General features: G+C 72.7%; 20 protein-coding genes. 14 read left to right on the top strand and 6 right to left on the bottom strand.

Annotated elements, in window-relative coordinates; all coding sequences use genetic code 11:
* Nucleotides 1-6 precede the first annotated feature (6 nt).
* Nucleotides 7-474, bottom strand: coding sequence for a hypothetical protein (locus IE277_RS25940; protein WP_229881973.1), 468 nt, complete (start codon nt 472-474; stop codon nt 7-9).
* A gap of 158 nt (nt 475-632) precedes the next feature.
* Nucleotides 633-1,091: a lamin tail domain-containing protein gene (locus IE277_RS25935; RefSeq protein WP_189956114.1), complete on the bottom strand. Its 459-nt coding sequence runs from the start codon at nt 1,089-1,091 to the stop codon at nt 633-635.
* Nucleotides 1,092-1,266: 175 nt separating this feature from the next.
* Here IE277_RS25935 and dxr point away from each other — a divergent pair, with 175 nt between their 5' ends.
* The 4 genes from dxr to IE277_RS25915 all read left to right on the top strand — a co-directional run bounded on the left by dxr (nt 1,267) and on the right by IE277_RS25915 (nt 6,219).
* Entirely contained in the window at nt 1,267-2,538 is a 1,272-nt protein-coding gene (gene dxr, locus IE277_RS25930) for a 1-deoxy-D-xylulose-5-phosphate reductoisomerase (RefSeq protein WP_189956113.1), read from the top strand.
* Nucleotides 2,535-3,839 carry a M50 family metallopeptidase gene (locus tag IE277_RS25925; RefSeq protein ID WP_189956112.1) on the top strand — a complete coding sequence of 435 codons (1,305 nt, stop codon included), beginning with the start codon at nt 2,535-2,537 and terminating at the stop codon, nt 3,837-3,839. Before dxr ends, IE277_RS25925 begins: the two co-directional genes overlap by 4 nt.
* 168 nt (nt 3,840-4,007) lie before the next feature.
* A complete protein-coding gene (ispG, locus tag IE277_RS25920; protein WP_189956111.1) occupies nt 4,008-5,165 on the top strand; it encodes a flavodoxin-dependent (E)-4-hydroxy-3-methylbut-2-enyl-diphosphate synthase in 1,158 nt (385 codons plus the stop codon).
* A 205-nt stretch (nt 5,166-5,370) separates the two neighbouring features.
* Nucleotides 5,371-6,219 carry a GNAT family N-acetyltransferase gene (locus tag IE277_RS25915; protein WP_189956110.1) on the top strand — a complete coding sequence of 283 codons (849 nt, stop codon included), beginning with the start codon at nt 5,371-5,373 and terminating at the stop codon, nt 6,217-6,219.
* An 83-nt stretch (nt 6,220-6,302) separates the two neighbouring features.
* Here IE277_RS25915 and IE277_RS25910 read toward each other — a convergent pair whose 3' ends face one another.
* A complete protein-coding gene (locus tag IE277_RS25910) occupies nt 6,303-7,349 on the bottom strand; it encodes a questin oxidase family protein (RefSeq protein ID WP_189956109.1) in 1,047 nt (348 codons plus the stop codon).
* Between the two features lie 157 nt (nt 7,350-7,506).
* Here IE277_RS25910 and IE277_RS25905 point away from each other — a divergent pair, with 157 nt between their 5' ends.
* Together IE277_RS25905 and IE277_RS25900 are read left to right on the top strand one after the other, a co-directional pair.
* The gene (locus IE277_RS25905) at nt 7,507-8,037 is read left to right on the top strand and encodes a GNAT family N-acetyltransferase (RefSeq protein WP_189956108.1); all 531 of its coding nucleotides are present in this window, start codon (nt 7,507-7,509) and stop codon (nt 8,035-8,037) included.
* Nucleotides 8,038-8,125: 88 nt separating this feature from the next.
* The gene (locus tag IE277_RS25900) at nt 8,126-9,829 is read left to right on the top strand and encodes a proline--tRNA ligase (protein WP_189956107.1); all 1,704 of its coding nucleotides are present in this window, start codon (nt 8,126-8,128) and stop codon (nt 9,827-9,829) included.
* A gap of 128 nt (nt 9,830-9,957) precedes the next feature.
* Here the strand turns inward: IE277_RS25900 and IE277_RS25895 are convergent, their stop codons facing one another.
* From IE277_RS25895 to IE277_RS25885, 3 genes are all read right to left on the bottom strand, one after another.
* Nucleotides 9,958-10,857, bottom strand: coding sequence for an aminoglycoside phosphotransferase family protein (locus IE277_RS25895; protein ID WP_189956106.1), 900 nt, complete (start codon nt 10,855-10,857; stop codon nt 9,958-9,960).
* 80 nt (nt 10,858-10,937) lie between these two features.
* Nucleotides 10,938-11,429: a ferritin-like domain-containing protein gene (locus IE277_RS25890; RefSeq protein ID WP_189956105.1), complete on the bottom strand. Its 492-nt coding sequence runs from the start codon at nt 11,427-11,429 to the stop codon at nt 10,938-10,940.
* A complete protein-coding gene (locus IE277_RS25885; RefSeq protein WP_189956104.1) occupies nt 11,426-11,932 on the bottom strand; it encodes a hypothetical protein in 507 nt (168 codons plus the stop codon). The genes IE277_RS25890 and IE277_RS25885 overlap by 4 nt, the downstream gene beginning before the upstream one ends.
* A gap of 213 nt (nt 11,933-12,145) precedes the next feature.
* Between IE277_RS25885 and rimP the strand changes: the two genes are divergently transcribed.
* From rimP to IE277_RS25845, 8 genes are all read left to right on the top strand, one after another.
* Nucleotides 12,146-12,664: a ribosome maturation factor RimP gene (rimP, locus tag IE277_RS25880; RefSeq protein ID WP_189956103.1), complete on the top strand. Its 519-nt coding sequence runs from the start codon at nt 12,146-12,148 to the stop codon at nt 12,662-12,664.
* A gap of 2 nt (nt 12,665-12,666) precedes the next feature.
* Complete coding sequence (nusA, locus tag IE277_RS25875) at nt 12,667-13,653, top strand: transcription termination factor NusA (RefSeq protein WP_189956102.1); 987 nt, start codon at nt 12,667-12,669, stop codon at nt 13,651-13,653.
* A gap of 104 nt (nt 13,654-13,757) precedes the next feature.
* Nucleotides 13,758-14,054 (top strand): YlxR family protein, encoded by a 297-nt coding sequence (locus IE277_RS25870; RefSeq protein WP_189956101.1) that lies wholly within the window; start codon nt 13,758-13,760, stop codon nt 14,052-14,054.
* 147 nt (nt 14,055-14,201) lie between these two features.
* Nucleotides 14,202-17,297, top strand: coding sequence for a translation initiation factor IF-2 (infB, locus tag IE277_RS25865; protein ID WP_189956100.1), 3,096 nt, complete (start codon nt 14,202-14,204; stop codon nt 17,295-17,297).
* A 189-nt stretch (nt 17,298-17,486) separates the two neighbouring features.
* Entirely contained in the window at nt 17,487-17,780 is a 294-nt protein-coding gene (locus IE277_RS25860) for a DUF503 domain-containing protein (protein WP_189956099.1), read from the top strand.
* 40 nt (nt 17,781-17,820) lie between these two features.
* Nucleotides 17,821-18,273 carry a 30S ribosome-binding factor RbfA gene (gene rbfA, locus IE277_RS25855; protein WP_189956098.1) on the top strand — a complete coding sequence of 151 codons (453 nt, stop codon included), beginning with the start codon at nt 17,821-17,823 and terminating at the stop codon, nt 18,271-18,273.
* Nucleotides 18,270-19,175 (top strand): tRNA pseudouridine(55) synthase TruB, encoded by a 906-nt coding sequence (gene truB, locus IE277_RS25850; protein WP_189956097.1) that lies wholly within the window; start codon nt 18,270-18,272, stop codon nt 19,173-19,175. The genes rbfA and truB overlap by 4 nt, the downstream gene beginning before the upstream one ends.
* Before the next feature lie 288 nt (nt 19,176-19,463).
* The gene (locus tag IE277_RS25845; protein ID WP_229881963.1) at nt 19,464-23,648 is read left to right on the top strand and encodes a serine protease; all 4,185 of its coding nucleotides are present in this window, start codon (nt 19,464-19,466) and stop codon (nt 23,646-23,648) included.
* Nucleotides 23,649-23,666 lie beyond the last annotated feature (18 nt).

The raw sequence follows: 23,666 nt of genomic DNA, 5'->3' as shown, positions 1-23,666 counted from the left end.
CTGGGGTCAGTTGCCCCAGGTGCCCTGGTTCACGGCGCAGTTCCAGCCCGAGCCGTGCAGGGTGAACTTCACCCGGTAGGTGTGGGTGTTGAGCAGGTGCGTCTGCACCCGCACGCCGAGGCTCGCCTTCTTGTTCAGCGTGCCCGTGGACACGGTCACGGTCTGCGAGGTCTTCTGGGTGACCCGGCCGCCCGTGGCCTTCGCCGAGCCGTAGCGGATGTTCTTGACGTTGGTGACGGTGAAGCTGACCCGCTTGAAGCTCTGCGTCGTGGACTTGTTCTGGATGCCGAAGTAGAGGCCGCCGTTGGTCACCCAGCCATGCGAGTCGACGTAGAAACGCGTCGGGTAGCTGATGTTGAGCGGGCAGCCGGCGCGCTGCGGGGTGTGGGTGGCGGCGAACGCGCCCCCGGCCAGACCGAGCTGAGTGGCGGTCAGAAGACCGGCCGTCGCCAGGACGGTCGCGGTCGTACGCATGCGGTTCACGAAAGTGATTCCTCCCCCATTGATGGCCCCTCTTGTCGGGCGCCGACGAAAGGATGCCATGACCGGCGGCCAAAGGTGCACTTTTTCTGCGGTACTTGTCTTCGGCAGGACTTGTCGCCCGCCGTAGGCGCCCTCAGCAGGACCGGCCGCTAGCAGTACTTGTCGCTCGGATCCCGTGTGGTCCATGAGCAGGAGGCGATCCTGGCGCCGTTCGCCTTGGTCAGGGTGGCCGTGTCCCTGTCGTTGTTCCAGACGTAGGCGCTGCGGCCCTGGTACTTGTCCGACGCGGTGTCCGCGCCCCGGCCGGTGTGGATCTTCATGTACTTCCCGGCGCCGATCGTGACGTCGCGGAAGACGTACCGGTGGTTCGAGGCGTCCTTCAGCACCCAGCCCTTGAGCGAGACGGCCGAGCCGCCGGTGTTCCGGATCTGCACCCACTCGGCGTTCAGGCTCGCGTTGGAGCGGTTGTCGGTGCCCGGGCTGTCGAACCACACATGGTGGATCCGGACGCCCCCGGCCGCCTGGGCCGGGGTGGTGAGCAGGGTGCCGGTGAGCAGGGCCGCGCCCGCGAGGGCCGGCAGGGCAGCGCGAATGCGCACAGTACGCATGGAGAGATCCCCCCAGGATGTCGTCCGCGAAGTGGTGCGACTGCAGTGTTATCACGGGATCTTCACTGATACTTCACATCGGGGAAATCGCTCCGTCCCGCGACGAATCCTGTTCACGCACCCGCCCGGGGGACACCCTGTCCTGACCGTCACCGCTTGCGGCCACAATGGGGGGATGACCGACAGCCCCGCCCATCCGGCACCCCTCGCCGATCCGCACCTCGTCTACGACCCCGTCGCGGGCGACGGCCCCAAGGACGTGGTGATCCTCGGCTCCACCGGATCCATCGGCACCCAGGCCATCGACCTCGTGCTGCGCCACCCCGGCCGCTTCCGGGTCACCGCCCTGTCCGCGAACGGCGGCCGGGTCGCCCTGCTGGCCGAGCAGGCGCGCCGGCTGCGGGTGCGGACCGTGGCGGTCGCCCGCGAGGACGCCGTACCCGCCCTGCGCGAGGCACTCGCCGCCGAGTACGGCCCCGGCGAGGCCCTGCCCGAGATCCTCGCCGGACCGGACGCGGCCACCCAGGTCGCCGCCTCCGACTGTCACACCGTGCTGAACGGCATCACCGGCTCCATCGGCCTCGCGCCCACCCTCGCCGCGCTGGAGGCGGGCCGCACCCTCGCGCTCGCCAACAAGGAGTCCCTGATCGTCGGCGGCCCGCTGGTCAAGGCGCTCGCCAAGCCCGGCCAGATCATCCCGGTCGACTCCGAGCACGCCGCCCTCTTCCAGTCCCTCGCCTCCGGCACCCGCGCCGACGTGCGCAAGCTGGTCGTCACCGCCTCCGGCGGCCCCTTCCGCGGCCGTACCAGGGCCGAGCTGGCGGACGTCACCGTCGAGGACGCGCTCGCCCACCCCACCTGGGCCATGGGCCCGGTGATCACGGTCAACTCCGCGACCCTCGTCAACAAGGGCCTGGAGGTCATCGAGGCACACCTCCTCTACGACATTCCCTTCGACCGCATTGAGGTGGTCGTGCATCCCCAGTCGTATGTCCACTCGATGGTCGAGTTCACCGACGGATCCACGATCGCCCAGGCGACGCCCCCCGACATGCGCGGGCCGATCGCCATCGGCCTGGGCTGGCCCGAACGCGTCCCCGACGCCGCGCCCGCTTTCGACTGGAGCAAGGCCTCCACCTGGGAATTCTTCCCCCTTGACAACGCGGCCTTCCCCTCGGTGAATCTCGCGCGGCACGTGGGGCAGCTCGCGGGGACCGCCCCGGCGGTGTTCAATGCGGCAAATGAGGAGTGCGTCGAGGCCTTCCTGGGCGGCGCGCTGCCCTTCAACGGGATCATGGAGACCGTGACCCGGGTCGTCGAGGAGCACGGCACCCCGGGCGCGGGAACTTCACTCACGGTGTCGGACGTCCTCGAAGCGGAGACCTGGGCCCGTGCCCGGGCTCGTGAACTGACAGCCACGACGGCAACCGCGGAGGCGCGTGCATGACGACCTTGATGTTCATCCTCGGCATAGTGGTCTTCGCGGTCGGCCTGCTCGTCTCGATCGCCTGGCACGAGCTGGGGCACCTGTCCACGGCCAAGCTCTTCGGCATCCGCGTGCCCCAGTACATGGTCGGCTTCGGCCCGACCGTCTGGTCGCGGAAGAAGGGCGAGACCGAGTACGGCATCAAGGCGGTGCCGCTCGGCGGCTACATCCGCATGATCGGGATGTTCCCGCCCGACGACCAGGGCCGGGTCTCCGCCCGCTCCACCTCCCCCTGGCGGGGCATGATCGAGGACGCCCGCTCGGCGGCCTACGAGGAACTGCAGCCCGGTGACGAGACCCGCATGTTCTACACGCGCAAGCCGTGGAAGCGCGTCATCGTCATGTTCGCGGGCCCCTTCATGAACCTGATCCTCGCGATCGGCCTGTTCTTCACCGTGCTCATGGGCTTCGGCATCCAGCAGCAGACCACCACCGTCGCCTCCGTCTCGCCCTGCGTCATCGCGCAGAGCGAGCACCGCGACAGCTGCAAGAAGTCCGACGCGCCCTCCCCGGCCCAGGCCGCCGGCATGCAGAAGCGCGACAAGATCGTCTCCTTCGACGGCAGGCCGACCAAGGACTGGAACACCCTGTCGGACCTGATCCGGGACAGCGCAGGCAAGACCGTCCCGATCGTCGTCGAGCGCGACGGCGGGCAGCTCACCCTGCACGCCACCATCGCCACCAACCTGGTCGCCCAGAAGGACTCCAGCGGGCAGTACGTCCAGGGCAAGTACGTCAAGGCCGGCTTCCTCGGCTTCGGCTCCGCCACCGGCGTCGTCCACCAGGACTTCGGCCAGTCGGTGACCTGGATGACCGACCGGGTCGGCGACGCCGTCGACTCCCTCGCCGCCCTTCCCGGCAAGATCCCCGCGCTGTGGAACGCGGCCTTCGGCGACGGCCCCCGCGAACCCGACTCCCCGATGGGCATCGTCGGCGCCGCCCGGGTCACCGGCGAGATCGCCACCCTGGACATCCCCGCCTCCCAGCAGGTGGCGATGTTCGTGATGCTGCTCGCCGGCTTCAACCTCTCCCTGTTCCTGTTCAACATGCTCCCGCTGCTCCCGCTGGACGGCGGGCACATCGCGGGCGCGCTGTGGGAGGCGCTGCGGCGGAACGTGGCCCGGGTGCTGCGGCGCCCGGACCCCGGCCCGTTCGACGTGGCGAAGCTGATGCCGGTGGCGTACGTGGTGGCCGGGATCTTCGTCTGCTTCACCATCCTGGTGCTGATCGCGGACGTGGTTAACCCGGTGAAAATCTCCTAGCCATCCGACGTTCGAGGCGGCCCGGAACCCTGAGTTCCGGGCCGCCCTCCATTGAGTGGGTTTACCGGTGGGATGTGCTCGGGCCAAGGCCTGTGCCGTAATCTCGAAGTCTGGAGCCCGCCCGCCCGCGGGACCGGACCTGATCCACGACTTGGGGTTGCACAGCAGATGACTGCGATTTCTCTCGGCATGCCGTCCGTTCCGACCAAGCTCGCCGAGCGCCGCAAGAGCCGGCAGATCCAGGTCGGAAGCGTGGCGGTCGGCGGAGACGCGCCGGTCTCGGTCCAGTCGATGACCACGACCCGTACGTCCGACATCGGGGCCACCCTCCAGCAGATCGCCGAGCTGACCGCGTCCGGCTGCCAGATCGTCCGCGTGGCCTGCCCCACCCAGGACGACGCCGACGCCCTCGCCACCATCGCGCGCAAGTCCCAGATCCCGGTCATCGCCGACATCCACTTCCAGCCCAAGTACGTCTTCGCCGCCATCGAGGCCGGCTGCGCTGCGGTCCGCGTCAACCCGGGCAACATCAAGCAGTTCGACGACAAGGTCAAGGAGATCGCCCAGGCCGCCCGGGACCACGGCACGCCGATCCGCATCGGTGTCAACGCCGGCTCCCTCGACAAGCGCCTGCTGCAGAAGTACGGCAAGGCGACCCCCGAGGCGCTGGTCGAGTCGGCCCTGTGGGAGGCGTCCCTCTTCGAGGAGCACGACTTCCACGACATCAAGATCTCGGTGAAGCACAACGACCCGGTCATCATGATCGAGGCGTACAAGCAGCTCGCCGCCCAGTGCGACTACCCCCTCCACCTCGGTGTGACGGAGGCCGGCCCCGCGTTCCAGGGCACGATCAAGTCGGCGGTCGCCTTCGGCGCGCTGCTCTCCCAGGGCATCGGCGACACCATCCGCGTCTCCCTGTCGGCGCCCCCCGCCGAGGAGGTCAAGGTCGGTCTCCAGATCCTGGAGTCCCTGAACCTCAAGCAGCGCGGCCTGGAGATCGTCTCCTGCCCGTCCTGCGGCCGCGCCCAGGTCGACGTCTACAAGCTCGCCGAAGAGGTCACCGCCGGTCTGACCGGCATGGAGGTCCCGCTCCGCGTCGCCGTCATGGGCTGCGTCGTCAACGGCCCCGGCGAGGCCCGCGAGGCCGACCTCGGCGTCGCCTCCGGCAACGGCAAGGGCCAGATCTTCGTGAAGGGCGAGGTCATCAAGACCGTCCCCGAGTCCAAGATCGTCGAGACCCTCATCGAAGAGGCCATGAAGCTGGCCGAACAGATGGAGAAGGACGGCATCCCCTCCGGCGAGCCGTCGGTGTCGGTGGCCGACTGAGACGCATACACACCCTGGTGCGGCCCGCGCCCGGAAGGGGCGCGGGGCTGGGTTCGATATGCGGCTGCCGCCGCGTGGGCGCGACCAGTCACACACAGCCCGCAGTCGCCCGGTGACCCCAGCCCCCCGAGCTGGAAGGCGCGTGGCCGAGGCAGCGCGGCTATAGTGCCGAGACCAGCAGAACCCCCAGGGTGAGGCCCCGCACGTGTTGACCCAGACCACCTCACGGGTGCTCGAACCGAGCGACCTTGACGCCGCGCTCGCCGTCCTCGGCCGCGAGCCGGTCGCGAACGCCTTCGTGACCTCCAGGGTGCAGGTCGCCGGCCTCGACCCGTGGCGCCTCGGCGGCGAGATGTGGGGCTGGTACGAGGAGGGCATGCTCACCTCGCTGTGCTACGCGGGCGCCAACCTGGTCCCGGTCTGCGCCACCCCACGCGCCGTCCGCGCCTTCGCCGACCGCGCCCGCAGAGCCGGCCGCCGCTGCTCCTCCATCGTCGGCCCCGCCGAACCCACCGCCGCGCTGTGGCGGCTGCTGGAGTCCCACTGGGGTCCCGCCCGCGAGGTCCGTGCGCATCAGCCCCTGATGGTCACCGACCGCATGCCCGCCGACATCGCCCCGGACCCGTACGTCCGCCGCGTCCGCAAGGACGAGATGGAGACGATCATGCCGGCGTGCGTGGCGATGTTCACCGAGGAGGTCGGCGTCTCCCCGCTGGTCGGCGACGGCGGTCTGCTGTACCAGGCCCGGGTCGCCGAACTCGTCGGCTCCGGCCGCTCCTTCGCCCGCCTCGACGAGCACGGCAAGGTCGTCTTCAAGGCGGAGATCGGCGCGGCGACCCGCCAGGCCTGCCAGATCCAGGGCGTCTGGGTGGCGCCCGAGTACCGGGGGAAGGGCCTGGCGGCCCCCGGCATGGCCGCGGTCCTGAACTACGCGCTCGCCGACGTGGCCCCGGTGGTCAGCCTCTATGTGAACGACTTCAACACCGCGGCCCGGCGGACGTACCGGCGCGTGGGATTCCAGGAGACCGGCGCGTTCATGAGCGTGCTGTTCTAGGGCCTGTCCGGTCCAGGGCCTGTCCGGCGGATCCTGTCGCGGACGCGGGTGCCGGCACGCCCATCTGCGGCGTTGGCCCTGGCTCACCGCCAGGTCTCCGCCTCGATCAGGCCGGCCGCGCGGACCACTGCCGCGAGGGCCTCGGGGCGGCCCGTGCGCGCATGGACGTCCAGGCAGGTGTCCGCGAGCTTGATGACGTGCTCGTCCCCGTGCCGGGCGGCCAGCTCGAAGACCTCCTCGGCCGATCCGGGCGCCTCGGGCAGGCCGCCGGCCGGCGTGGGCTCGGCGGGCGCGTAGGCCGCCGTCACGGCCGCGCTCGCCGCCCAGGCCGCGTGCAGGCTGGTGACCCACTGGGCGCGGGGCAACGCGGGCAGCGTGCGCAGTACGGCCATGGGCGCGGTCGCCGCGTGCACCAGCATCACCGGTGAGCCGTGCGCGCTCGGGAGATAGTGAAGGGCCGCCGCCTCGGTGAGGTCCGCCAGCAGTTCGCGGGCCTGCCCGGGGTCGCCGGCCGGGCGCAGGGCGGCCAGTGCCGGGGGCCAGCCGGCCAGGCCGGAGAGCTGGCCGAGCCGATGGCCGATGCCGTTGCTCTGGTCGGGGACCCGGGGCACGCCGGCCAGCGCGGCCGCGGGCTCGGCGGTCCCGGACGGCACGGTGAGCGGGACCGGCTGCCAGCGCGCCGCCCAGTAGCCGAGGGCCTGGCCCAGCTCGGCCCGCCGGGCCGCGTCCTCGTGCTCCAGCAGGGCGTGCACGGCGTGCCCGGTGCGGATCACCCCGTGGGTGGCGCCCGCCGCGACACCGGGCAGCAGCCGCGGCCACCACGCCGCCAGCACCTCCCGCCAGGGCCGCTCTGCGACCTCCCGGTCGAAGAACGCGAGCCAGTCACCGAGCCGGCGCGGATCGCCGAGCGCCGTGCGCCAGTCGTCGGAGGTGACCGGCGACAGACCGCGCGGCAGCTCGTCCAGCCGGTCCATGTAGCGGTCCAGCCAGCGATGGACATGGCGTGCCTGCCCGTGCCGGACCAGCGCCTCCACGGCCATGGGGCCGTGATTGCTCAGCCATCCTTCGAACTCCGGCCCGGTCCGGTGCAGTCGTTCATAGGCCTCGTCGAGCGTGCTGTCAGCATCCATGACACACGACGCTAGGCGAGCGCCGGCACGGCAACATCGGCCAGGGGACCGAAGCCGTCCGGGCGCAGGACCTAGTGCCCCAGGACCGTCGACGGACCCCCGCGGCCCCTTACCGCGCGCCCGCCCCGCCGTGCACGGCCACCTGTACGCTCCCCGCATGGACCTCGTGATCGGCACCCTGGACCTCTCCGCGCGCGTCGACGAGGCCTTGGCCGTTCAAGCCGTCGCCTTCGGACTCGGCCCGGACGAAGTGGCCGTACGCCGCCAGATCGTCCAGCGCCATATGCAGTACCAGGGCGCGAGGGCCCTCGGCGCGACCGCCCAGGGACAGCTCGTCGGGTTCGTGTACGGCATGCCCAACTCCCGTACCCACTGGTGGTCCACGGTCGTGGAGCCGTACCTGCGGGCGAGCGGAAACGACGGCTGGCTGGACGACTCCTTCGTGATCACGGAGCTGCATGTCCACCCCGGCCACCAGAACCGCGGCATCGGCCGCCGGCTGATCACCACCATCACGGACTCCGCCGCCGAACCCCGCTCGATCCTCTCCGCGATCGACATCGACAGCCCGGCCCGCGGCCTGTACTTCTCCCTCGGGTACGTCGACCTCGCCCGCCGGGTCCACTTCCCGAGCGCGCCGCGCCCGTACGCGGTGATGGGCGCCCCGCTGCCGCTGCGCCGCAAGTGAACACCGGGCACATAACCGATTTCCGCCTGCACAGCCAGCCCGGCTAACCTCCTTGCCATCACCCAAACCCGGCAGGAGTACGAGAACCATGGCCAACGCACCGGTCCAGCGCATGTCCCAGTTGATGGCGAAGACGCTGCGCGACGACCCGGCGGACGCCGAGGTCCTCAGCCACAAGCTCCTCGTCCGCGCCGGCTATGTCCGCCGCACCGCCGCCGGCATCTGGAGCTGGCTGCCCCTCGGCCGGAAGGTCTTCTCCAACGTGGAGCGGATCGTCCGCGAGGAGATGGACGCCATCGGCGCCCAGGAGGTCCTGCTCCCCGCGCTGCTGCCCAAGGAGCCGTACGAGGCGACCGGCCGCTGGGAGGAGTACGGCCAGGAGCTGTTCCGGCTCCAGGACCGCAAGGGCGGCGACTACCTCCTCGGCCCCACCCACGAGGAGATCTTCACCCTCCTGGTCAAGGACCAGTGCTCGTCCTACAAGGACCTGCCGGTGATCCTCTACCAGATCCAGACCAAGTTCCGTGACGAGGCCCGCCCCCGCGCCGGCATCCTGCGCGGCCGCGAGTTCCAGATGAAGGACTCGTACTCCTTCGACACCGAGGACGAGGGCCTCGCGCAGTCCTACGCCCTGCACCGCCAGGCCTACCAGCGCATCTTCGAGCGCCTCGGCCTCGACTACCGCATCTGCGCCGCCACCGCCGGCGCCATGGGCGGCTCCAAGTCGGAGGAGTTCCTCGCCCCGGCCGAGGCCGGCGAGGACACCTTCGCGGACTGCCCGAACTGCGACTTCGCCGCCAACACCGAGGCGATCACCTACGAGCTGAAGCCGGTCGACGGCTCGGACGCCCCCGCGCTCGAGGAGATCCCGACCCCCGACACGCCGACCATCGAGACGCTCGCCGCCTCCCTCGGCGTCCCGGCCTCCGCCACGCTGAAGAACCTGCTGGTCAAGGTGGACGGCGAGATCGTCGCCGTCGGCGTGCCCGGGGACCGCGAGGTCGACCTGGACAAGGTCGAGGCGCACTTCGCCCCCGCGGCCGTCGAGATGGTCACCGAGGCCGACTTCGCCGGCCGCCCCGACCTGGTCCGCGGCTACGTCGGCCCGCAGGGCCTGGGCGAGAAGGTGACCTACCTCGCCGACCCGCGTGTCGCCCCCGGCACCGCCTGGATCACCGGCGCCAACAAGGAGGGCATGCACGCGAAGCACGTCGTCGCCGGCCGTGACTTCGAGGTCGACGAGTACGTCGACGTCGTGGTCGTGCAGGAGGGCGACCCCTGCCCGAACTGCGGCACCGGCCTGAAGCTGGACCGCGCCATCGAGATCGGCCACATCTTCCAGCTGGGCCGCAAGTACGCCGACGCCCTCAAGCTCGACGTCCTCGGCCAGAACGGCAAGCCGGTCCGCGTCACCATGGGCTCCTACGGCATCGGTGTCTCCCGCGCCGTCGCCGCGCTCGCCGAGCAGACCGCCGACGACAAGGGCCTGGTGTGGCCCAAGGAGGTCGCCCCGGCCGACGTGCACGTGGTCGCCGCCGGCAAGGCCCTGCAGACCGAGCTGGCCCTCGACGTCGCCGAGAAGCTGGCCGCCGCGGGTGTCCGCGTCCTGGTCGACGACCGCGCGGGTGTCTCCCCGGGCGTGAAGTTCACCGACGCCGAACTGATCGGCGTCCCGCAGATCCTGGTCGCGGGCCGCCGCTCCGGCGAGGGCGTCCTGGAGCTGAAGGACCGCAAGACCGGCGAGCGCGAGGAGCTGTCGGTGGAGGACGCGATCGCCCGCCTCACGGCGTAGTCAGGTCAGGACGGTCCCCGGCAAAAGGCCCGCGGAGAAGCCCATGGAGAAGCCCCCTGAGACCGGCGGAGGTCTCGGGGGGCTTCTCCTGTCGGGCGGCTTCTCCTGTTGCTCTTCCGCCTTGCCCTTCACAGCCAGCCGGCGAACTCCACCAGCAGTTCCCCGTCCTTCGGCCGGCCCACCCTGAGTGCCCGTACCCCGGACTCCACCGCCCGGAACAGCGTCCACCCCCGCAGCCGCTCCTGATCGACGTCCAGGGACTCCGCGAGCCGCTTGACGCGCCGCCGTACGATCGCCGCCCCGGAGGGCGCCGCGATCAGGTCCTCCACCCGGTCGCGCACCAACCGCGCCAGATCGAAGGCGCACTCGCCGACCACCGGGTCCGGACCCACGGCGAGCCATGGCATCCGCTCCCCGGCCAGCACCTTGCTCTGCCGGAACGTACCGTGCAGCACCTGGTGCTGGGGCGGCGCGGCCAGCAGTTCCTCGCGGGCCGCGAGCGCCGCGTCGACCAGCGGCGCCACCTCGGGCCGGGCGTCCGCGCCCGCCCGCATCGCCGCCGCCTGCCGCCCGGTGCGCTCGGCGACCGTCTCGAAGACATGGTCCGCCGGCGGTTCGACCCACAGCCGGCGCAGCGTCCCCGCCGCCTCCAGCAGCGCCTTCGCCTCCGGCAGCGAACGCACCGACACATCCGGGTGCAGCCGCTCCAGAAGCAGCACCCCGTCCCGCGCATCCGCTTCCAGCAGCTGTACGGCGCCCAGTCCGGCCCAGTGCGCGAGCGCCGCCCGCTCGCTCTCCGGACGCGCCCGGGGCGGGGCCAGCTTCAGCACGGCCGCGGTGCCGTCCGCCCGCCGCACCAGGACCACCAGGCTGCTGCGGCCACCCGGCACCTGGACCCGCTCCACCGTCAACTCGCGCCTGGCAACGGCCTGTTCGGCGATCGCGGGCAGCCGCGCCAGCCAGTCGTCCCCGGCCGGTGTCGTCTCACCGAGCGCCCGTACCAGGCGCGGCGGCGGTTCGAAAGCCATGCGCGAGTTCTCTCCTTCCAGTCCGGGGCCGGACCGGGGCAGTCCGGGTCGTTTCGTACCGGCGCGTGCGGGTCACCGGATCACGGTGACGCCGAGGCGGCGGCCGACGGCGTGGTGCCGGCCGCGCCGGTCCCCTCGCCGGCCCGCTCCGCGAGCCCAGGGAAGGCTACGCTCTGCCCGCTCCAGCGCACCGAGCGCACCGCTGCCTCCCGCAGCGCCGCGGCCGCCGCGCCGCGCCGCGCACCCGTCGCCGCCCGCACCAGATCGGCGTACACGCCGGCCAGCCGCTCCTCCAGCCGGGCGGCGAGCCGCACCGCCGCCGCCTGGTCCGTGACCGGGAACGGCAGTGCGTACGCGGCGTCCGCGGCGACCGGCTGCCCGCCCAGATCGCGGACCTCGCGGGTCAGCGCGTCCCGGCTGGCCCGATGGGCGTCGTAGGCCGTCCGCGCGTCGGCCTGGCGCGCCGCTCCGATCCGGCCGCCGACCACGCCGTAGCCGTACACCGCCGCGTGCTCCGCCGCCAACGCCGCCTGCAGCGCGGTCAGTTCGGCCGACTTCGCCTCGCCGCTCATTTCGCCCCCTCCGTCAGCAGGTACGCGTGCGCGGCCCCGGCCGCCGCCACCGACGCCAGCAGCCGCGCCAGTTCGCCCGGCACCTTCAACAGGTCCCGCGCCCGCTGGTCGGCGAGGGCCCGCTCGGCCGCGGCCAGGGCGGCGAGCGCGTCCTTCTCGGCGGCCGGCACGGCCGGAGCGGCGGACGGGGCGGCCGAGGACTGCGTGGGCGTGGGCGTCGCACCCTCCGTGAACGACCGGACATGGGCCGCGACCTGGGCACGCAGCGGGCGCAGCCGCTGCCCGAGCCCCGGATGCGCGCCGAGCACGGCGTCGTACCGCAGCAGCAGCGCCCGGCTGTCCCGCGCCGCACCCGCGCGTGCCCGCGCCGTCGCCGAGGAACCGCCGCCGTCGGCGTCCGGACCGGCCGAGCAGCCCACCAGCAGGGCGGCGCCGGCGGCCGAGGCGAGCAGGGATCTTCTGCGCGGACCCGAGGGGGTGCGCGGCGGCGGAGGGTACGGCACGGCTGACGTCCTCGGGGGGCTCGTACGAACACACGGGCGGGAGGGCGGCCCGCAGTGATCACGGTACCCGCGCATTCCCCCGGTTCATGTCAGCGGCTCAGTGCACCCGCCCCGCCGCAGGCACTCGGACGCAACACCCCCCGCGACCGGATACCCTTTGACCAGACACGCGACCCAACCCACAACAGCACACGCGGCCGAGGAGTCACCCGGATGAGCACCACCCAGAGCGAGAGGCTGCGAGAGCTGCTGGAACCGCTCGTCACCTCCCAGGGGCTGGATCTCGAAGAGATCGCCGTGGACTCCGTCGGACGCAAGCGGGTGCTGCGCGTGGTCGTCGACTCCGACGACGGAGCGGATCTGGACGCCATCGCCGATGTGAGCCGCGCGCTCTCGGCGAAGCTCGACGAGACCGACGCGATGGGTGACGCCGCGTACGACCTGGAGGTCGGTACCCCCGGCGCCGAGCGCCCCCTCACCGAGCACCGGCACTTCGTGCGTGCCACCGACCGGCTCGTGAAGTTCCAGCTGGCCGAGGGCGGCGAGCTGGTCGCCCGGATCCTGACCGTGGACGACGAGGGTCTGGACGTGGAGGTCCCCGGCGTCAAGGGACGCAAGGCGACCACCCGCCGGCTCGGTTTCCCGGAGATCGGCAAGGCGCGCGTGCAGGTCGAGTTCAACCGCAAGGACAAGGCGGACACGAAGGACATGAAGGAAGAGGAGGAGGCGTAGCCGTGGACATCGACATGAGCGCCCTGCGGGGCTTGGTCCGGGAGAAGGAGATCTCCTTCGACCTGCTGGTCGAGGCGATCGAGTCGGCCCTCCTCATCGCCTACCACCGCACCGAGGGAAGCCGCCGACACGCGCGCGTGGAGCTCAACCGGGAGACCGGGCATGTGACCGTGTGGGCGAAGGAGGACCCCGAGGACCTCGAGGAGGGCCAGGAGGCCCGCGAGTTCGACGACACCCCGTCCGGCTTCGGCCGGATCGCCGCCACCACCGCCAAGCAGGTGATCCTGCAGCGGCTGCGCGACGCCGAGGACGACGCGACGCTCGGCGAGTACGCGGGACGCGAGGGCGACATCGTCACCGGCGTGGTCCAGCAGGGCCGCGACCCGAAGAACGTGCTCGTCGACATCGGCAAGCTGGAGGCCATCCTGCCGGTGCAGGAGCAGGTGCCCGGCGAGACCTACCCGCACGGCATGCGTCTGCGGTCGTACGTCGTCCGGGTGGCCAAGGGCGTCCGCGGGCCGTCCGTCACCCTCTCCCGTACGCACCCCAGTCTGGTGAAGAAGCTCTTCGCCCTGGAGGTGCCGGAGATCGCCGACGGCTCGGTGGAGATCGCCGCGATCGCCCGCGAGGCCGGCCACCGCACCAAGATCGCCGTACGGTCCACCCGTTCGGGTCTGAACGCCAAGGGCGCCTGCATCGGCCCCATGGGCGGCCGGGTGCGCAATGTGATGGGCGAGCTGAACGGCGAGAAGATCGACATCGTCGACTGGTCGGACGACCCGGCCGAGATGGTGGCGAACGCCCTGTCACCCGCTCGGGTGAGCAAGGTGGAGGTCGTCGACCTCGCCGCCCGCTCCGCCCGGGTGACCGTGCCGGACTACCAGCTGTCGCTCGCGATCGGCAAGGAGGGCCAGAACGCCCGCCTCGCCGCCCGCCTCACCGGCTGGCGCATCGACATCCGCCCGGACACCGAGCAGCCGGCCGAGTGATCGGCCGGGAATAGATCCAAGCCGCAGGTCGCTTGGTTTACGACAACAACCGTTCGATCTTTCCCCCGAAGGGGTGAGGTCGCTGCGGGGAGGTAGACTTAACCGTGTCTGGCCGGACGCACACCCGAGCATGCCCTGAACGCACCTGTGTGGGGTGCCGGGAGCGGGCGGCCAAGAACGATCTCCTGCGGATCGTGATGATCGAGGACGCCTGCGCCCCCGATCCTCGCGGTACGCTGCCCGGCCGGGGTGCCTATGTGCATCCCGTCCTGGTCTGTCTCGACCAGGCGGTACGCCGCCGGGCGTTCCCGCGGGCACTGCGCGCGCCGGGAGTGCTCGACACAAAGGCGTTGCGCCGATACGTCGAGCAGACAACAGTTGCTGAGCAGGCAACGCCGTAAGGAAGTGGCGCGCGGACCGTCCGCGTGGCCAGGTACCCCGCGAGTTGGAAGTAGGTCGAGATTGCGATGAGCACTCGATGAGCACGCGATGAGTACGCCCATGAAGTAGCGACGGTCCGGCTTCAACCCGGACCTCAAAGGAGCGAAGTGGCTAAGGTCCGGGTCTACGAACTCGCCAAGGAGTTCGGTGTGGAGAGCAAGGTCGTCATGGCCAAGCTCCAGGAACTCGGTGAATTCGTCCGTTCGGCGTCTTCGACCATCGAAGCGCCGGTTGTACGCAAGCTGACCGATGCCTTCCAGGGCGGTGGCAACGGCAAGTCCGCCGGCAAGCCCGCCCCGCGCAAGGCTTCCCCCAAGCCCGCCGCGCCCTCTCCGGCGCAGGCGGCCCGTCCGGCTGCCCCGAAGCCGGCGGCCCCCAAGCCTCCGACGGCGCCCGCTGCCCCGCAGCCGGCCGCCTCGTCGGCCCCCTCGGCGCCCGCGCCGGCGGCCCCGGGTCCGCGTCCGGTCCCGGGCCCGAAGCCCGCGCCGCGTCCGGCTCCGGCCGCCCCGGAGTTCACCGCTCCGCCGGCCGCTCCGGCCGCGCAGGCCCCGCAGGCTCCGGCCGCGCAGGGCCAGGCCCCGCAGGGCCCGCGTCCCGGCGCCCGTCCCGGTGCGCCGAAGCCCGGCGGCCGTCCCGGCGGTTCCGGCCAGGGCCAGGCGGCCCGTCCGGGCCAGGGCGGCGCGCGTCCCGGTCAGGGTGGCTCGCGTCCGGGTGCCCGTCCGGCCGGTCCGCGTCCGGGTAACAACCCCTTCACGTCCGGTGGCTCCACCGGCATGGCCCGCCCGCAGGCCCCGCGCCCGCAGGGCGGCCCGCGTCCCGGTCCCGGCGGCCCCGGCGGCGGTCCCCGTCCGCAGGCGCCCGGCGCCCAGGGCGGCGGTCCGCGTCCGCAGGGTCCCGGCGGTTCCCGGCCGTCCCCGGCCGGCATGCCCCGGCCGCAGGGCGGCGGTCCGCGTCCCGGCCCGGCCGGTCCGCGTCCGAACCCCGGCATGATGCCGCAGCGTCCCGCTGCCGGCCCGCGTCCCGGTGGCGGTGGCCCCGGCGGCCGCGGTCCCAGTGGCGGCGGTCGTCCCGGTGGCGGTGGCGGTCGTCCCGGTGGCGGCGGCTTCGCCGGCCGTCCGGGCGGCGGCGGTGGTGGCGGCGGCTTCGCCGGCCGTCCCGGTGGTCCCGGTGGCGGTGGCGGCGGCTTCGCCGGCCGTCCCGGTGGTCCCGGCGGTGGTGGCGGCGGTGGCCGTCCCGGCTTCGGCGGGCGTCCCGGCGGTCCCGGTGGCCGCGGTGGCACGCAGGGTGCCTTCGGCCGTCCCGGTGGTCCCGCGCGTCGCGGCCGCAAGTCGAAGCGGCAGAGGCGCCAGGAGTACGAGGCCATGCAGGCCCCGAGCGTCGGCGGCGTGATGCTGCCGCGCGGCAACGGCGAGACCATCCGTCTCTCCCGCGGCGCGTCGCTCACCGACTTCGCGGAGAAGATCAACGCCAACCCGGCGTCCCTCGTCGCGGTCATGATGAACCTCGGCGAGATGGTCACGGCCACGCAGTCCGTCTCCGACGAGACGCTGCAGCTCCTCGCGGGCGAGATGAACTACGCGGTTCAGATCGTCAGCCCCGAGGAGGAGGACCGCGAGCTGCTCGAGTCCTTCGACATCGAGTTCGGCGAGGACGAGGGCGGTGACGAGGACCTGGTGGTCCGTCCGCCGGTCGTCACCGTCATGGGTCACGTCGACCACGGTAAGACGCGACTGCTCGACGCCATCCGCAAGACGAACGTCATCGCGGGCGAGGCCGGCGGCATCACCCAGCACATCGGTGCCTACCAGGTCTCCACCCAGGTCAACGACGAGGACCGCGCGATCACCTTCATCGACACCCCGGGTCACGAGGCGTTCACCGCCATGCGTGCCCGTGGTGCCCGGTCGACGGACATCGCGATCCTGGTCGTCGCGGCCAACGACGGCGTCATGCCGCAGACGGTCGAGGCGCTCAACCACGCCAAGGCGGCCGACGTCCCGATCGTCGTCGCGGTCAACAAGATCGACGTCGAGGGCGCCGACCCGACCAAGGTGCGCGGTCAGCTGACCGAGTACGGCCTGGTGGCCGAGGAGTACGGCGGCGACACGATGTTCGTCGACATCTCCGCCAAGCAGGGTCTGCACATCGACTCGCTGCTGGAGGCCGTGGTCCTCACCGCGGACGCCTCGCTCGACCTGCGGGCCAACCCGGCCCAGGACGCGCAGGGCATCTCGATCGAGTCCCGTCTCGACCGCGGCCGCGGTGCCGTGGCGACGGTCCTCGTCCAGCGAGGCACCCTGCGGGTCGGCGACACGATGGTCGTGGGCGACGCCTACGGTCGCGTGCGCGCCATGCTCGACGACAACGGCAACAACGTGGCCGAGGCCGGCCCGTCGACGCCGGTCCAGGTCCTGGGCCTGACCAACGTCCCGGGTGCCGGCGACAACTTCCTGGTGGTCGACGAGGACCGTACGGCCCGTCAGATCGCCGAGAAGCGCGCCGCCCGCGAGCGCAACGCGGCCTTCGCCAAGCGCACGCGCCGTGTCTCGCTGGAGGACCTGGACAAGGTGCTCAAGGCCGGCGAGGTCCAGCAGCTGAACCTGATCATCAAGGGTGACGCCTCTGGTTCCGTCGAGGCTCTTGAGTCCTCCCTGCTCCAGCTGGACGTCGGCGAAGAGGTCGACATCCGCGTCCTGCACCGCGGTGTCGGTGCGGTCACGGAGTCGGACATCGACCTGGCCATGGGCTCCGACGCCATCGTGATCGGCTTCAACGTCCGCGCGGCCGGCCGCGCGGCGCAGATGGCCGAGCGCGAGGGCGTGGACGTCCGGTACTACTCGGTCATCTACCAGGCGATCGAGGAGATCGAGGCGGCCCTGAAGGGCATGCTCAAGCCGGAGTACGAGGAGGTCGAGCTCGGTACGGCGGAGATCCGCGAGGTCTTCAAGTCGTCCAAGCTGGGCAACATCGCCGGTGTCCTCATCCGCTCCGGCGAGGTCAAGCGCAACACCAAGGCGCGCCTCGTCCGCGACGGCAAGGTCATCGCCGAGAACCTCAACATCGAGGGTCTGCGTCGCTTCAAGGACGACGTCACCGAGATCCGCGAAGGCTACGAGGGTGGTATCAACCTCGGAAACTTCAACGACATCAAGGTCGACGACGTCATCGCGACCTACGAGATGCGGGAGAAGCCGCGGGCGTAACGGCCGACGGTTTGCTGCTGGCCGACGGGGCCTTCGGGTTCCGTCGGCCAGCAGGCCTTTTCCCGCCCGGCCCACGGTGCCGAAACCCTGTCGAGCCACCGGCGGCTACGCGGTACCGTTCTTGGTGTCCCTGGCGCCACACGGCCCGGGGCCACCGATCCCGTACCGGCGGGTGAACCGGCAACACACATGTACGTGGGGACTCTGTCCTTCGACCTCCTCCTCGGCGACGTCCACTCGCTGAAGGAGAAGCGCTCCGTCGTCCGCCCGATCGTCGCCGAACTCCAGCGGAAGTACGCCGTGAGCGCGGCCGAGGTGGACCACATCGACCTCCACCGGCGAGCGATCATCGGCCTCGCGGCGGTCTCCGGAGACGCGGCACACCTCACCGACGTACTGGACCGGTGCGAACGGCTGGTCGCCGCCCGCCCCGAGATAGAGCTGCTGTCCGTGCGACGGCGCTTCCACGGCGACGACGACTGACCACAGAACGCAAGAAGAAGAAAGAACGGGAGACGGACCAGTGGCCGACAACGCGCGGGCGAAAAGGCTGGCGGACCTCATCCGGGAGGTGGTGGCCCAGAAGCTGCAGCGCGGGATCAAGGACCCGCGGCTCGGCTCGCACGTCACCATCACGGACACCCGGGTCACGGGTGACCTCCGGGAGGCGACCGTCTTCTACACGGTCTACGGCGACGAGGAGGAGCGGGCGGCCGCGGCAGCGGGCCTGGAGAGCGCGAAGGGCATCCTGCGCTCCGAGGTCGGCCGCGCGGCCGGTGTGAAGTTCACGCCGACCCTCACCTTCGTCGCGGACGCCCTGCCGGACACCGCCCGGACCATCGAGGACCTCCTCGACAGGGCACGGCAGTCCGACGCGAAGGTCCGCGAGGCCTCCGCGGGAGCGTCCTACGCGGCCGGCGCGGACCCGTACCGCAAGCCGGCGGAGGACGAGACGGACGGCGACGCCGCGGAATGACCCAGAAGCACACCACGCCCGACGGCCTCGTCATCGTCGACAAGCCGTCGGGCTTCACTTCGCACGACGTGGTCGCCAAGATGCGCGGGATCGCCAGGACCCGCCGCGTCGGCCACGCGGGCACCCTCGACCCGATGGCGACCGGCGTCCTGGTCCTCGGTGTCGAGCGCGCCACCAAGCTCCTCGGGCACCTCGCCCTGACGGAGAAGGAGTACCTGGGCACCATCCGCCTGGGCCAGGACACGATCACCGACGACGCCGAGGGCGAGATCACCTCCGCCACCGACGCCTCCAAGGTGACCAGGGACGCCATCGACGCCGGGATCGCCAAGCTGACCGGCGACATCATGCAGGTGCCGTCCAAGGTCAGCGCCATCAAGATCGACGGCGTACGGTCGTACAAGCGGGCCCGCGACGGCGAGGACTTCGAGATCCCGGCCCGCCCGGTGAAGATCTCCTCCTTCACCGTCTACGACGTCCGGGACGCGGTCGCCGACGACGGCACGGCGGTCCTCGACCTGATCGTCTCGGTGGTCTGCTCCTCCGGCACCTACATCCGTGCCCTCGCCCGTGACCTGGGCGCCGACCTCGGCGTCGGCGGTCACCTCACCGCGCTGCGCCGGACGCGGGTCGGACCGTACAAGATCGATGCGGCGAGGACGCTGGACCAGCTCCAGCAGGAGCTGACCGTGATGCCGATCGCGCAGGCCGCACAGGCCGCGTTCCCGCGCTGGCAGGTGGACGCCCGACGCGCCCGGCTGCTCCTGAACGGCGTCCGGCTGGAGATGCCCGAGGCGTACGCGGGCGCCGGTCCCGTCGCCGTCTTCGACCCCGAGGACCGCTTCCTCGCGCTGGTGGAGGAGCAGAAGGGCAAGGCCAAGAGCCTGGCCGTCTTCGGCTGAGCCACCTCGCGCAGCCACCTTGCCGCGCCGGGCGGCAGAGCCCCGGGCGGCTCGTCCGTGGAGCGGCGGCCGGCCACGGGGTGGGCCCCTGCCGCCGCTCCACGGTCCCCCCTCGGTTCCCCCACCTCTAGGGTTATCCACGGACTCCCGCCTATTCACCCGTCCGGGCAGGCGCTCGGAGTGAACCAGGGGAGCGGAAGGGGGCGCTTTCGCCGGGCGATCTGTCCCGCCGATCATCGCGCACCTACCGTCGAGACAGGGACGCGGTAGGGGCGGGGAGGTACGGCCATGGTGGGACGGGGCCCGCGCGCCGCGAGCGGCCGCGGGGCGGTGGCGGACGGTGCGCAGGAGACGGCGGACGGCGTCCGATGGGATCCTCGGGATCGTACAGAGACCCGGGACCCTTGGGATCGTACAGAGACCGGGGACTGTGCCGACACCGGCCACACCACCGGCACCGGACATTTCACCGGTACAGGGCACGCCCCCGGCACGGGACACTTCACCGGCACGGGACACCCCACCGGCTTCGCCACCGGCGCCGGCTGGCCCTCGGGCCGTGCGGGCGGCACCGCCGACGCCACGGATCACGCCACCGGCACAGGCACCGGCGGTGGCACGGATTGCGACACAGGCAGCGGTAGTACCACGGGCTACGCGACCGGCACCGGCCGTCCGACCGGCGCGGACGGTGTCACCGGTCTCACCGGTCTCACCGGCTACACCACCGGCACCGTCGACAGCGCGGGTCTGTCCGGCGCCTCCGCGGCCTCCCGCACCCCCGACGCCGACCCCGGCCCGGACCTCGTACAGATCCGCGACCTCGCAGGCCGCCCCCGCGGCGTCGGCTTCCTCGCCGATCACCAGGGCACCCTGCTCACCGCACACGAGACCGTCGACGGCCTGGCCCGGCTCGTGCTGCAGAACGCGGCCGACCTCACCTGCGTGGTCTCCGCCGCCGACGTCACCCCGCTGCCCGACCTCGGCCTGGCCCTGGTCCGCACCGAGGGCCTGGGCCTGGACCCGCTGCCGCTGACCACGCGGGAGCGGATCGACGCCGGAACCTATGTACGGATCTCCGCGGGCTGCTGGCGCGAGGCGCGGGTGCTGTCGGCGACCGAGGCGACGTACACCGCCACCGATCGCCGCCATCTCCTGCCGGACGCACTGGAGCTGGCCATCGGCACCGCCGGCCGGGACGCGCTGCGCCTCGGCGGCGGCGCGGCCGGCGGACCGGTGGTCGACGCGGAGACCGGCGCGGTCCTCGGTGTCCTCGGCACGGCCCTGCACTCCGCGCAGCGCGACTCGGGATTCGCGGTGCCGCTGCGGCCCGCCGAGGGCCCCCTCGCCGCACTGCTCGCCCGCAACGCGGCCACCGTGCCCGCCTACGGCACCGATCTCAACCTGGCCGGCATCCTGCAGCTGACCGCCACCTCGGTCGGCCAGGACGGCCCCCGGGGCTGCCTCACCGGCGCCGTGGCAGCGGTCGAACGTGCCGGTGTCGCACAGGAGTTGGCCGCCTTCACGGCCGGTGAGCGGACCGTGCTCGGGCTCGTCGGCGCCTCGGGCAGCGGCCGTACGACGGAACTCGCGGCCCTCGCCGCCCGCCGGGCCGGCGGCGGCCTGCCCGCCCCGACGCTGTGGCTGCGCGGGGCCGATCTGGAGGACGCCGACGACTCCGTGGCCGACGCGGCCCGCCGCACCCTGGAACGGGCCGCCCGGATCGTGGCCGCCGCTCGCTCCGCCGAGCCCGCGGACCTCGGCGATCTCGGCCCCGATCACCTGGCCCGCATCGCCGCCCGCGCCGGCCGCCCGCTGCTGCTCCTGCTCGACGGCCCCGAGGAGATGCCTCCCGTCCTTGCCCACCGGCTGCCCGAGTGGACCGGGGCAACGGCCGACTGGCTGCGCGCCACGGGGGCACGCCTGGTGGTGGCGTGCGGGGAGGAGTACTGGGAACGCGCGGGCGCGGAGTTCCCCGCCGGCCTGCTGCACAACCCGGCGGCTTCTGCGGCTTCGGTGGCTTCCGAGGCTTCGGTGACTTCCGGGCGTTCGGCGGCCTCGGCGGCTTCCGTGGCTTCCGTGCCTTCGGCAGCTTCCGAGCCTTCCGCGGCCTCAGCGCCTACCGCCGCTTCCGCCGCTTCCGCCGCTTCGGCCGGCCCAGTGCCGTCCGGGGTTGCCGCCGCCGTGCCGGGGTACTCCGCCCCGCTGCCTCTCCCGCCCTGTCTGTACCTCCCCGACCTGACGGTGGACGAGGCGCTCGCGGCCCGTGCCGGGTACGGCATCCCCGACGGCGCTCTCATCGACCGTGACGCCCGGCATCCGCTCGCCCTCCGTCTGCTGTCCGAGGTCCGGGCCGCCGCCCCCGACGCCCCGGCCGCGGGGCCCCTGACCCGGCACGAGGTGTTCGCCGCGCACCTGGACCTGATGTGTCTGCGGATCGCGGTCCGGCTCGCCGCCGAGAACGGCCTGCGCGGCACGGCCGTACGCCGGCTGGCCGCGCGGGTGGCCGGGCAGGTGCACGAGGCCGCGCGGCGCAGCCTCGGCCCCGGGCAGGGCGAGCTGGACCGCGCCTCCTTCGAGGCGGTGTTCCCCTGGGGGCCCGCCCCGGCCGGGCTCGGCGGCGGCACCGGCTGGGCGTCCGCCGTCCTCACCGAGGGCCTCCTCGTCCCGGCCGGCCGCGGCTACCGCTTCGCGGACGAGGAACTGGCCGACTGGATCCAGGGCATCCACCTCGACCTCGACGAGGCCCTGCACGCCCTGGTCCACCGCCCCCGCCCCGCAGGGCAGACCGCTCCGGTGCCCGTGCCGCACCATCGCATCGGCCCCGTCGTCCAGGCCCTGCTGCTCCTCGCCCGGCAATGCGGCACCCATCAACTGGCGGACCGGCTAAGGGAGTTGACGGACGCCGTGGACCGGGACCCCGGCTCCTGGTGGGCCGCCCGGCTGGTCGCCCGCACCCTGCTCCAGGTCCCGGACGCGACGCCGTACACCGAGGTGCTGCGGCTGCTCGCCGACCGCGTCGTCGCCTGGCGCAGCGCCGGGCGGCCCGTGCCGGGCGATTTCGGTCCCGGCTTCTGGACCGAGCTGCCGGTCTGCGACACCGAGCGGCTGGACCTGCTGCGCCGGCTCGTGCTGGCCGACCAGGCGCCGACGCGGCCCGGCCGGCGCTACCTGGACGCCGTCGCCCGGCTGCTCGCCGCCGCGCCCGCCGTCGTACAGCCGCGGCTGACCTGCTGGTTCGACGACGAACGGCCGCTGCCCGCGACCCCGCACGCCACCGTCGCGACCGCCGCACAGGCGCTGTTGCACACCCATCGGCACGGCGCGCTGGACGACCTCACCGAGGTCCTGGTGACGAGCGCCCACCGGCGTGCCGACGAACTGCTCGCCACCCTCGCCGAGGACGAGCCGTCGGCCGTCTGCCGGGCCGTGGACCGCTGGGCGCACGACGAGCGCCCCGCCCGCCGGGTCGCGGCCATGAGTTTCGGGCTGCGCGCGGCTCCCCACGTCCGTTCCGAGGCCGACCGCGAGCTGCTGCGCTATGCCGCCCTCGCCCTGCTCGCCCGCCCCGCGGACTGCAGCCTGCACGGCGGCGCCCTCGCCCTGCTGATCCGCGATCCGCACACCCGCGACGGGTATCTCGCCCTGGCCCTGCGCCACTTCGCCGACGGCGACCCGCAGCTCCCGCCCACCGCCCTGGCCCCGGCCCTCATCACCCACCCCGAGCCGGTCCTGCAGGCCTTCCGCTCCCGGCTGCACGGGCCGGACGCCGGCGACACGCTGCGCACCCTCACCGACGTGGCCACCCCGGCCCTCGCCCATCGTGTGGCGGCCCTGCTCCGGGAGGCGGTACGGCTGCGCCCGGAGGGCGCCGGCCACCTCGCCGGGCAGATCGCCGCCCAGGTCGACCGCCGCCTCACCCAGGGGCCCACCGCCCGTCCCGTTCTGCTGCCCCTGGTCACCGGCCTGCTCGACGACGCCCCGGAACAGCTTCGCGCGGCCCTCGCCACCGTCCTCGCCGGCGCCGGCACCCCCGCCTGCCGCCCGCTCCGCCGCGAGCTGCTGGAACTGCTGCTCGTCCGGGAACAGGACCCGACCGTGCTGGACGCCGTCCTGCGCGCGGTGGCCGAGCGTGCGGTGGCCGGGCGCGCAGGGACGGAGCGGGCGGGGACCGAGCGCGCGGTGGCCGGGCACGTGGTGGCCGGGCACGGAGACGGCAGGGAGGTGTATGGCGACGCTCGGGAAGCGGAGATCCGCGGGCTCGTCCACCGCACCGGTCTGCTCCTCGTACGCACCCCCGAGGGCGCCACCCGCTTCGACCGCGGCCTGGTCCACCTCGGCCGGCACGTGCCCGGCTTCGCCGCGCGGATGTCCCGCTGGCTGGCCGCCACCCCGGACGACTGGGCCGCCGTGGTGGGCCCGAGCACCCGCCGCACGCTGGAGAACCTCGCAGGGGTCCGCGTACCGGCCTGAACGGCCGCCGTGGCGACG

It is taken from the genome of Streptomyces alanosinicus (genome assembly GCF_014650595.1).
GTDB classification, from domain to species: domain Bacteria; phylum Actinomycetota; class Actinomycetes; order Streptomycetales; family Streptomycetaceae; genus Streptomyces; species Streptomyces alanosinicus.
Note: the sequence above shows the minus strand (reverse complement) of the source record. Positions and strands in the feature narration are given on the sequence as shown.

What these genes read in the sequence shown, in the direction of transcription:
- IE277_RS25860 (WP_189956099.1), top strand. Translation starts at nt 17,487, where the DNA reads ATGTACGTGGGGACTCTGTCCTTCGACCTCCTCCTCGGCGACGTCCAC.
- IE277_RS25900 (WP_189956107.1), top strand. Translation starts at nt 8,126, where the DNA reads ATGGCCAACGCACCGGTCCAGCGCATGTCCCAGTTGATGGCGAAGACG.
- IE277_RS25905 (WP_189956108.1), top strand. Translation starts at nt 7,507, where the DNA reads ATGGACCTCGTGATCGGCACCCTGGACCTCTCCGCGCGCGTCGACGAG.
- IE277_RS25925 (WP_189956112.1), top strand. Translation starts at nt 2,535, where the DNA reads ATGACGACCTTGATGTTCATCCTCGGCATAGTGGTCTTCGCGGTCGGC.
- IE277_RS25895 (WP_189956106.1), bottom strand. Translation starts at nt 10,857, where the DNA reads ATGGCTTTCGAACCGCCGCCGCGCCTGGTACGGGCGCTCGGTGAGACG.
- IE277_RS25935 (WP_189956114.1), bottom strand. Translation starts at nt 1,091, where the DNA reads ATGCGTACTGTGCGCATTCGCGCTGCCCTGCCGGCCCTCGCGGGCGCG.
- ispG (WP_189956111.1), top strand. Translation starts at nt 4,008, where the DNA reads ATGACTGCGATTTCTCTCGGCATGCCGTCCGTTCCGACCAAGCTCGCC.
- rimP (WP_189956103.1), top strand. Translation starts at nt 12,146, where the DNA reads ATGAGCACCACCCAGAGCGAGAGGCTGCGAGAGCTGCTGGAACCGCTC.
- IE277_RS25845 (WP_229881963.1), top strand. Translation starts at nt 19,464, where the DNA reads ATGGTGGGACGGGGCCCGCGCGCCGCGAGCGGCCGCGGGGCGGTGGCG.
- IE277_RS25890 (WP_189956105.1), bottom strand. Translation starts at nt 11,429, where the DNA reads ATGAGCGGCGAGGCGAAGTCGGCCGAACTGACCGCGCTGCAGGCGGCG.
- dxr (WP_189956113.1), top strand. Translation starts at nt 1,267, where the DNA reads ATGACCGACAGCCCCGCCCATCCGGCACCCCTCGCCGATCCGCACCTC.
- truB (WP_189956097.1), top strand. Translation starts at nt 18,270, where the DNA reads ATGACCCAGAAGCACACCACGCCCGACGGCCTCGTCATCGTCGACAAG.
- IE277_RS25910 (WP_189956109.1), bottom strand. Translation starts at nt 7,349, where the DNA reads ATGGATGCTGACAGCACGCTCGACGAGGCCTATGAACGACTGCACCGG.
- IE277_RS25940 (WP_229881973.1), bottom strand. Translation starts at nt 474, where the DNA reads ATGCGTACGACCGCGACCGTCCTGGCGACGGCCGGTCTTCTGACCGCC.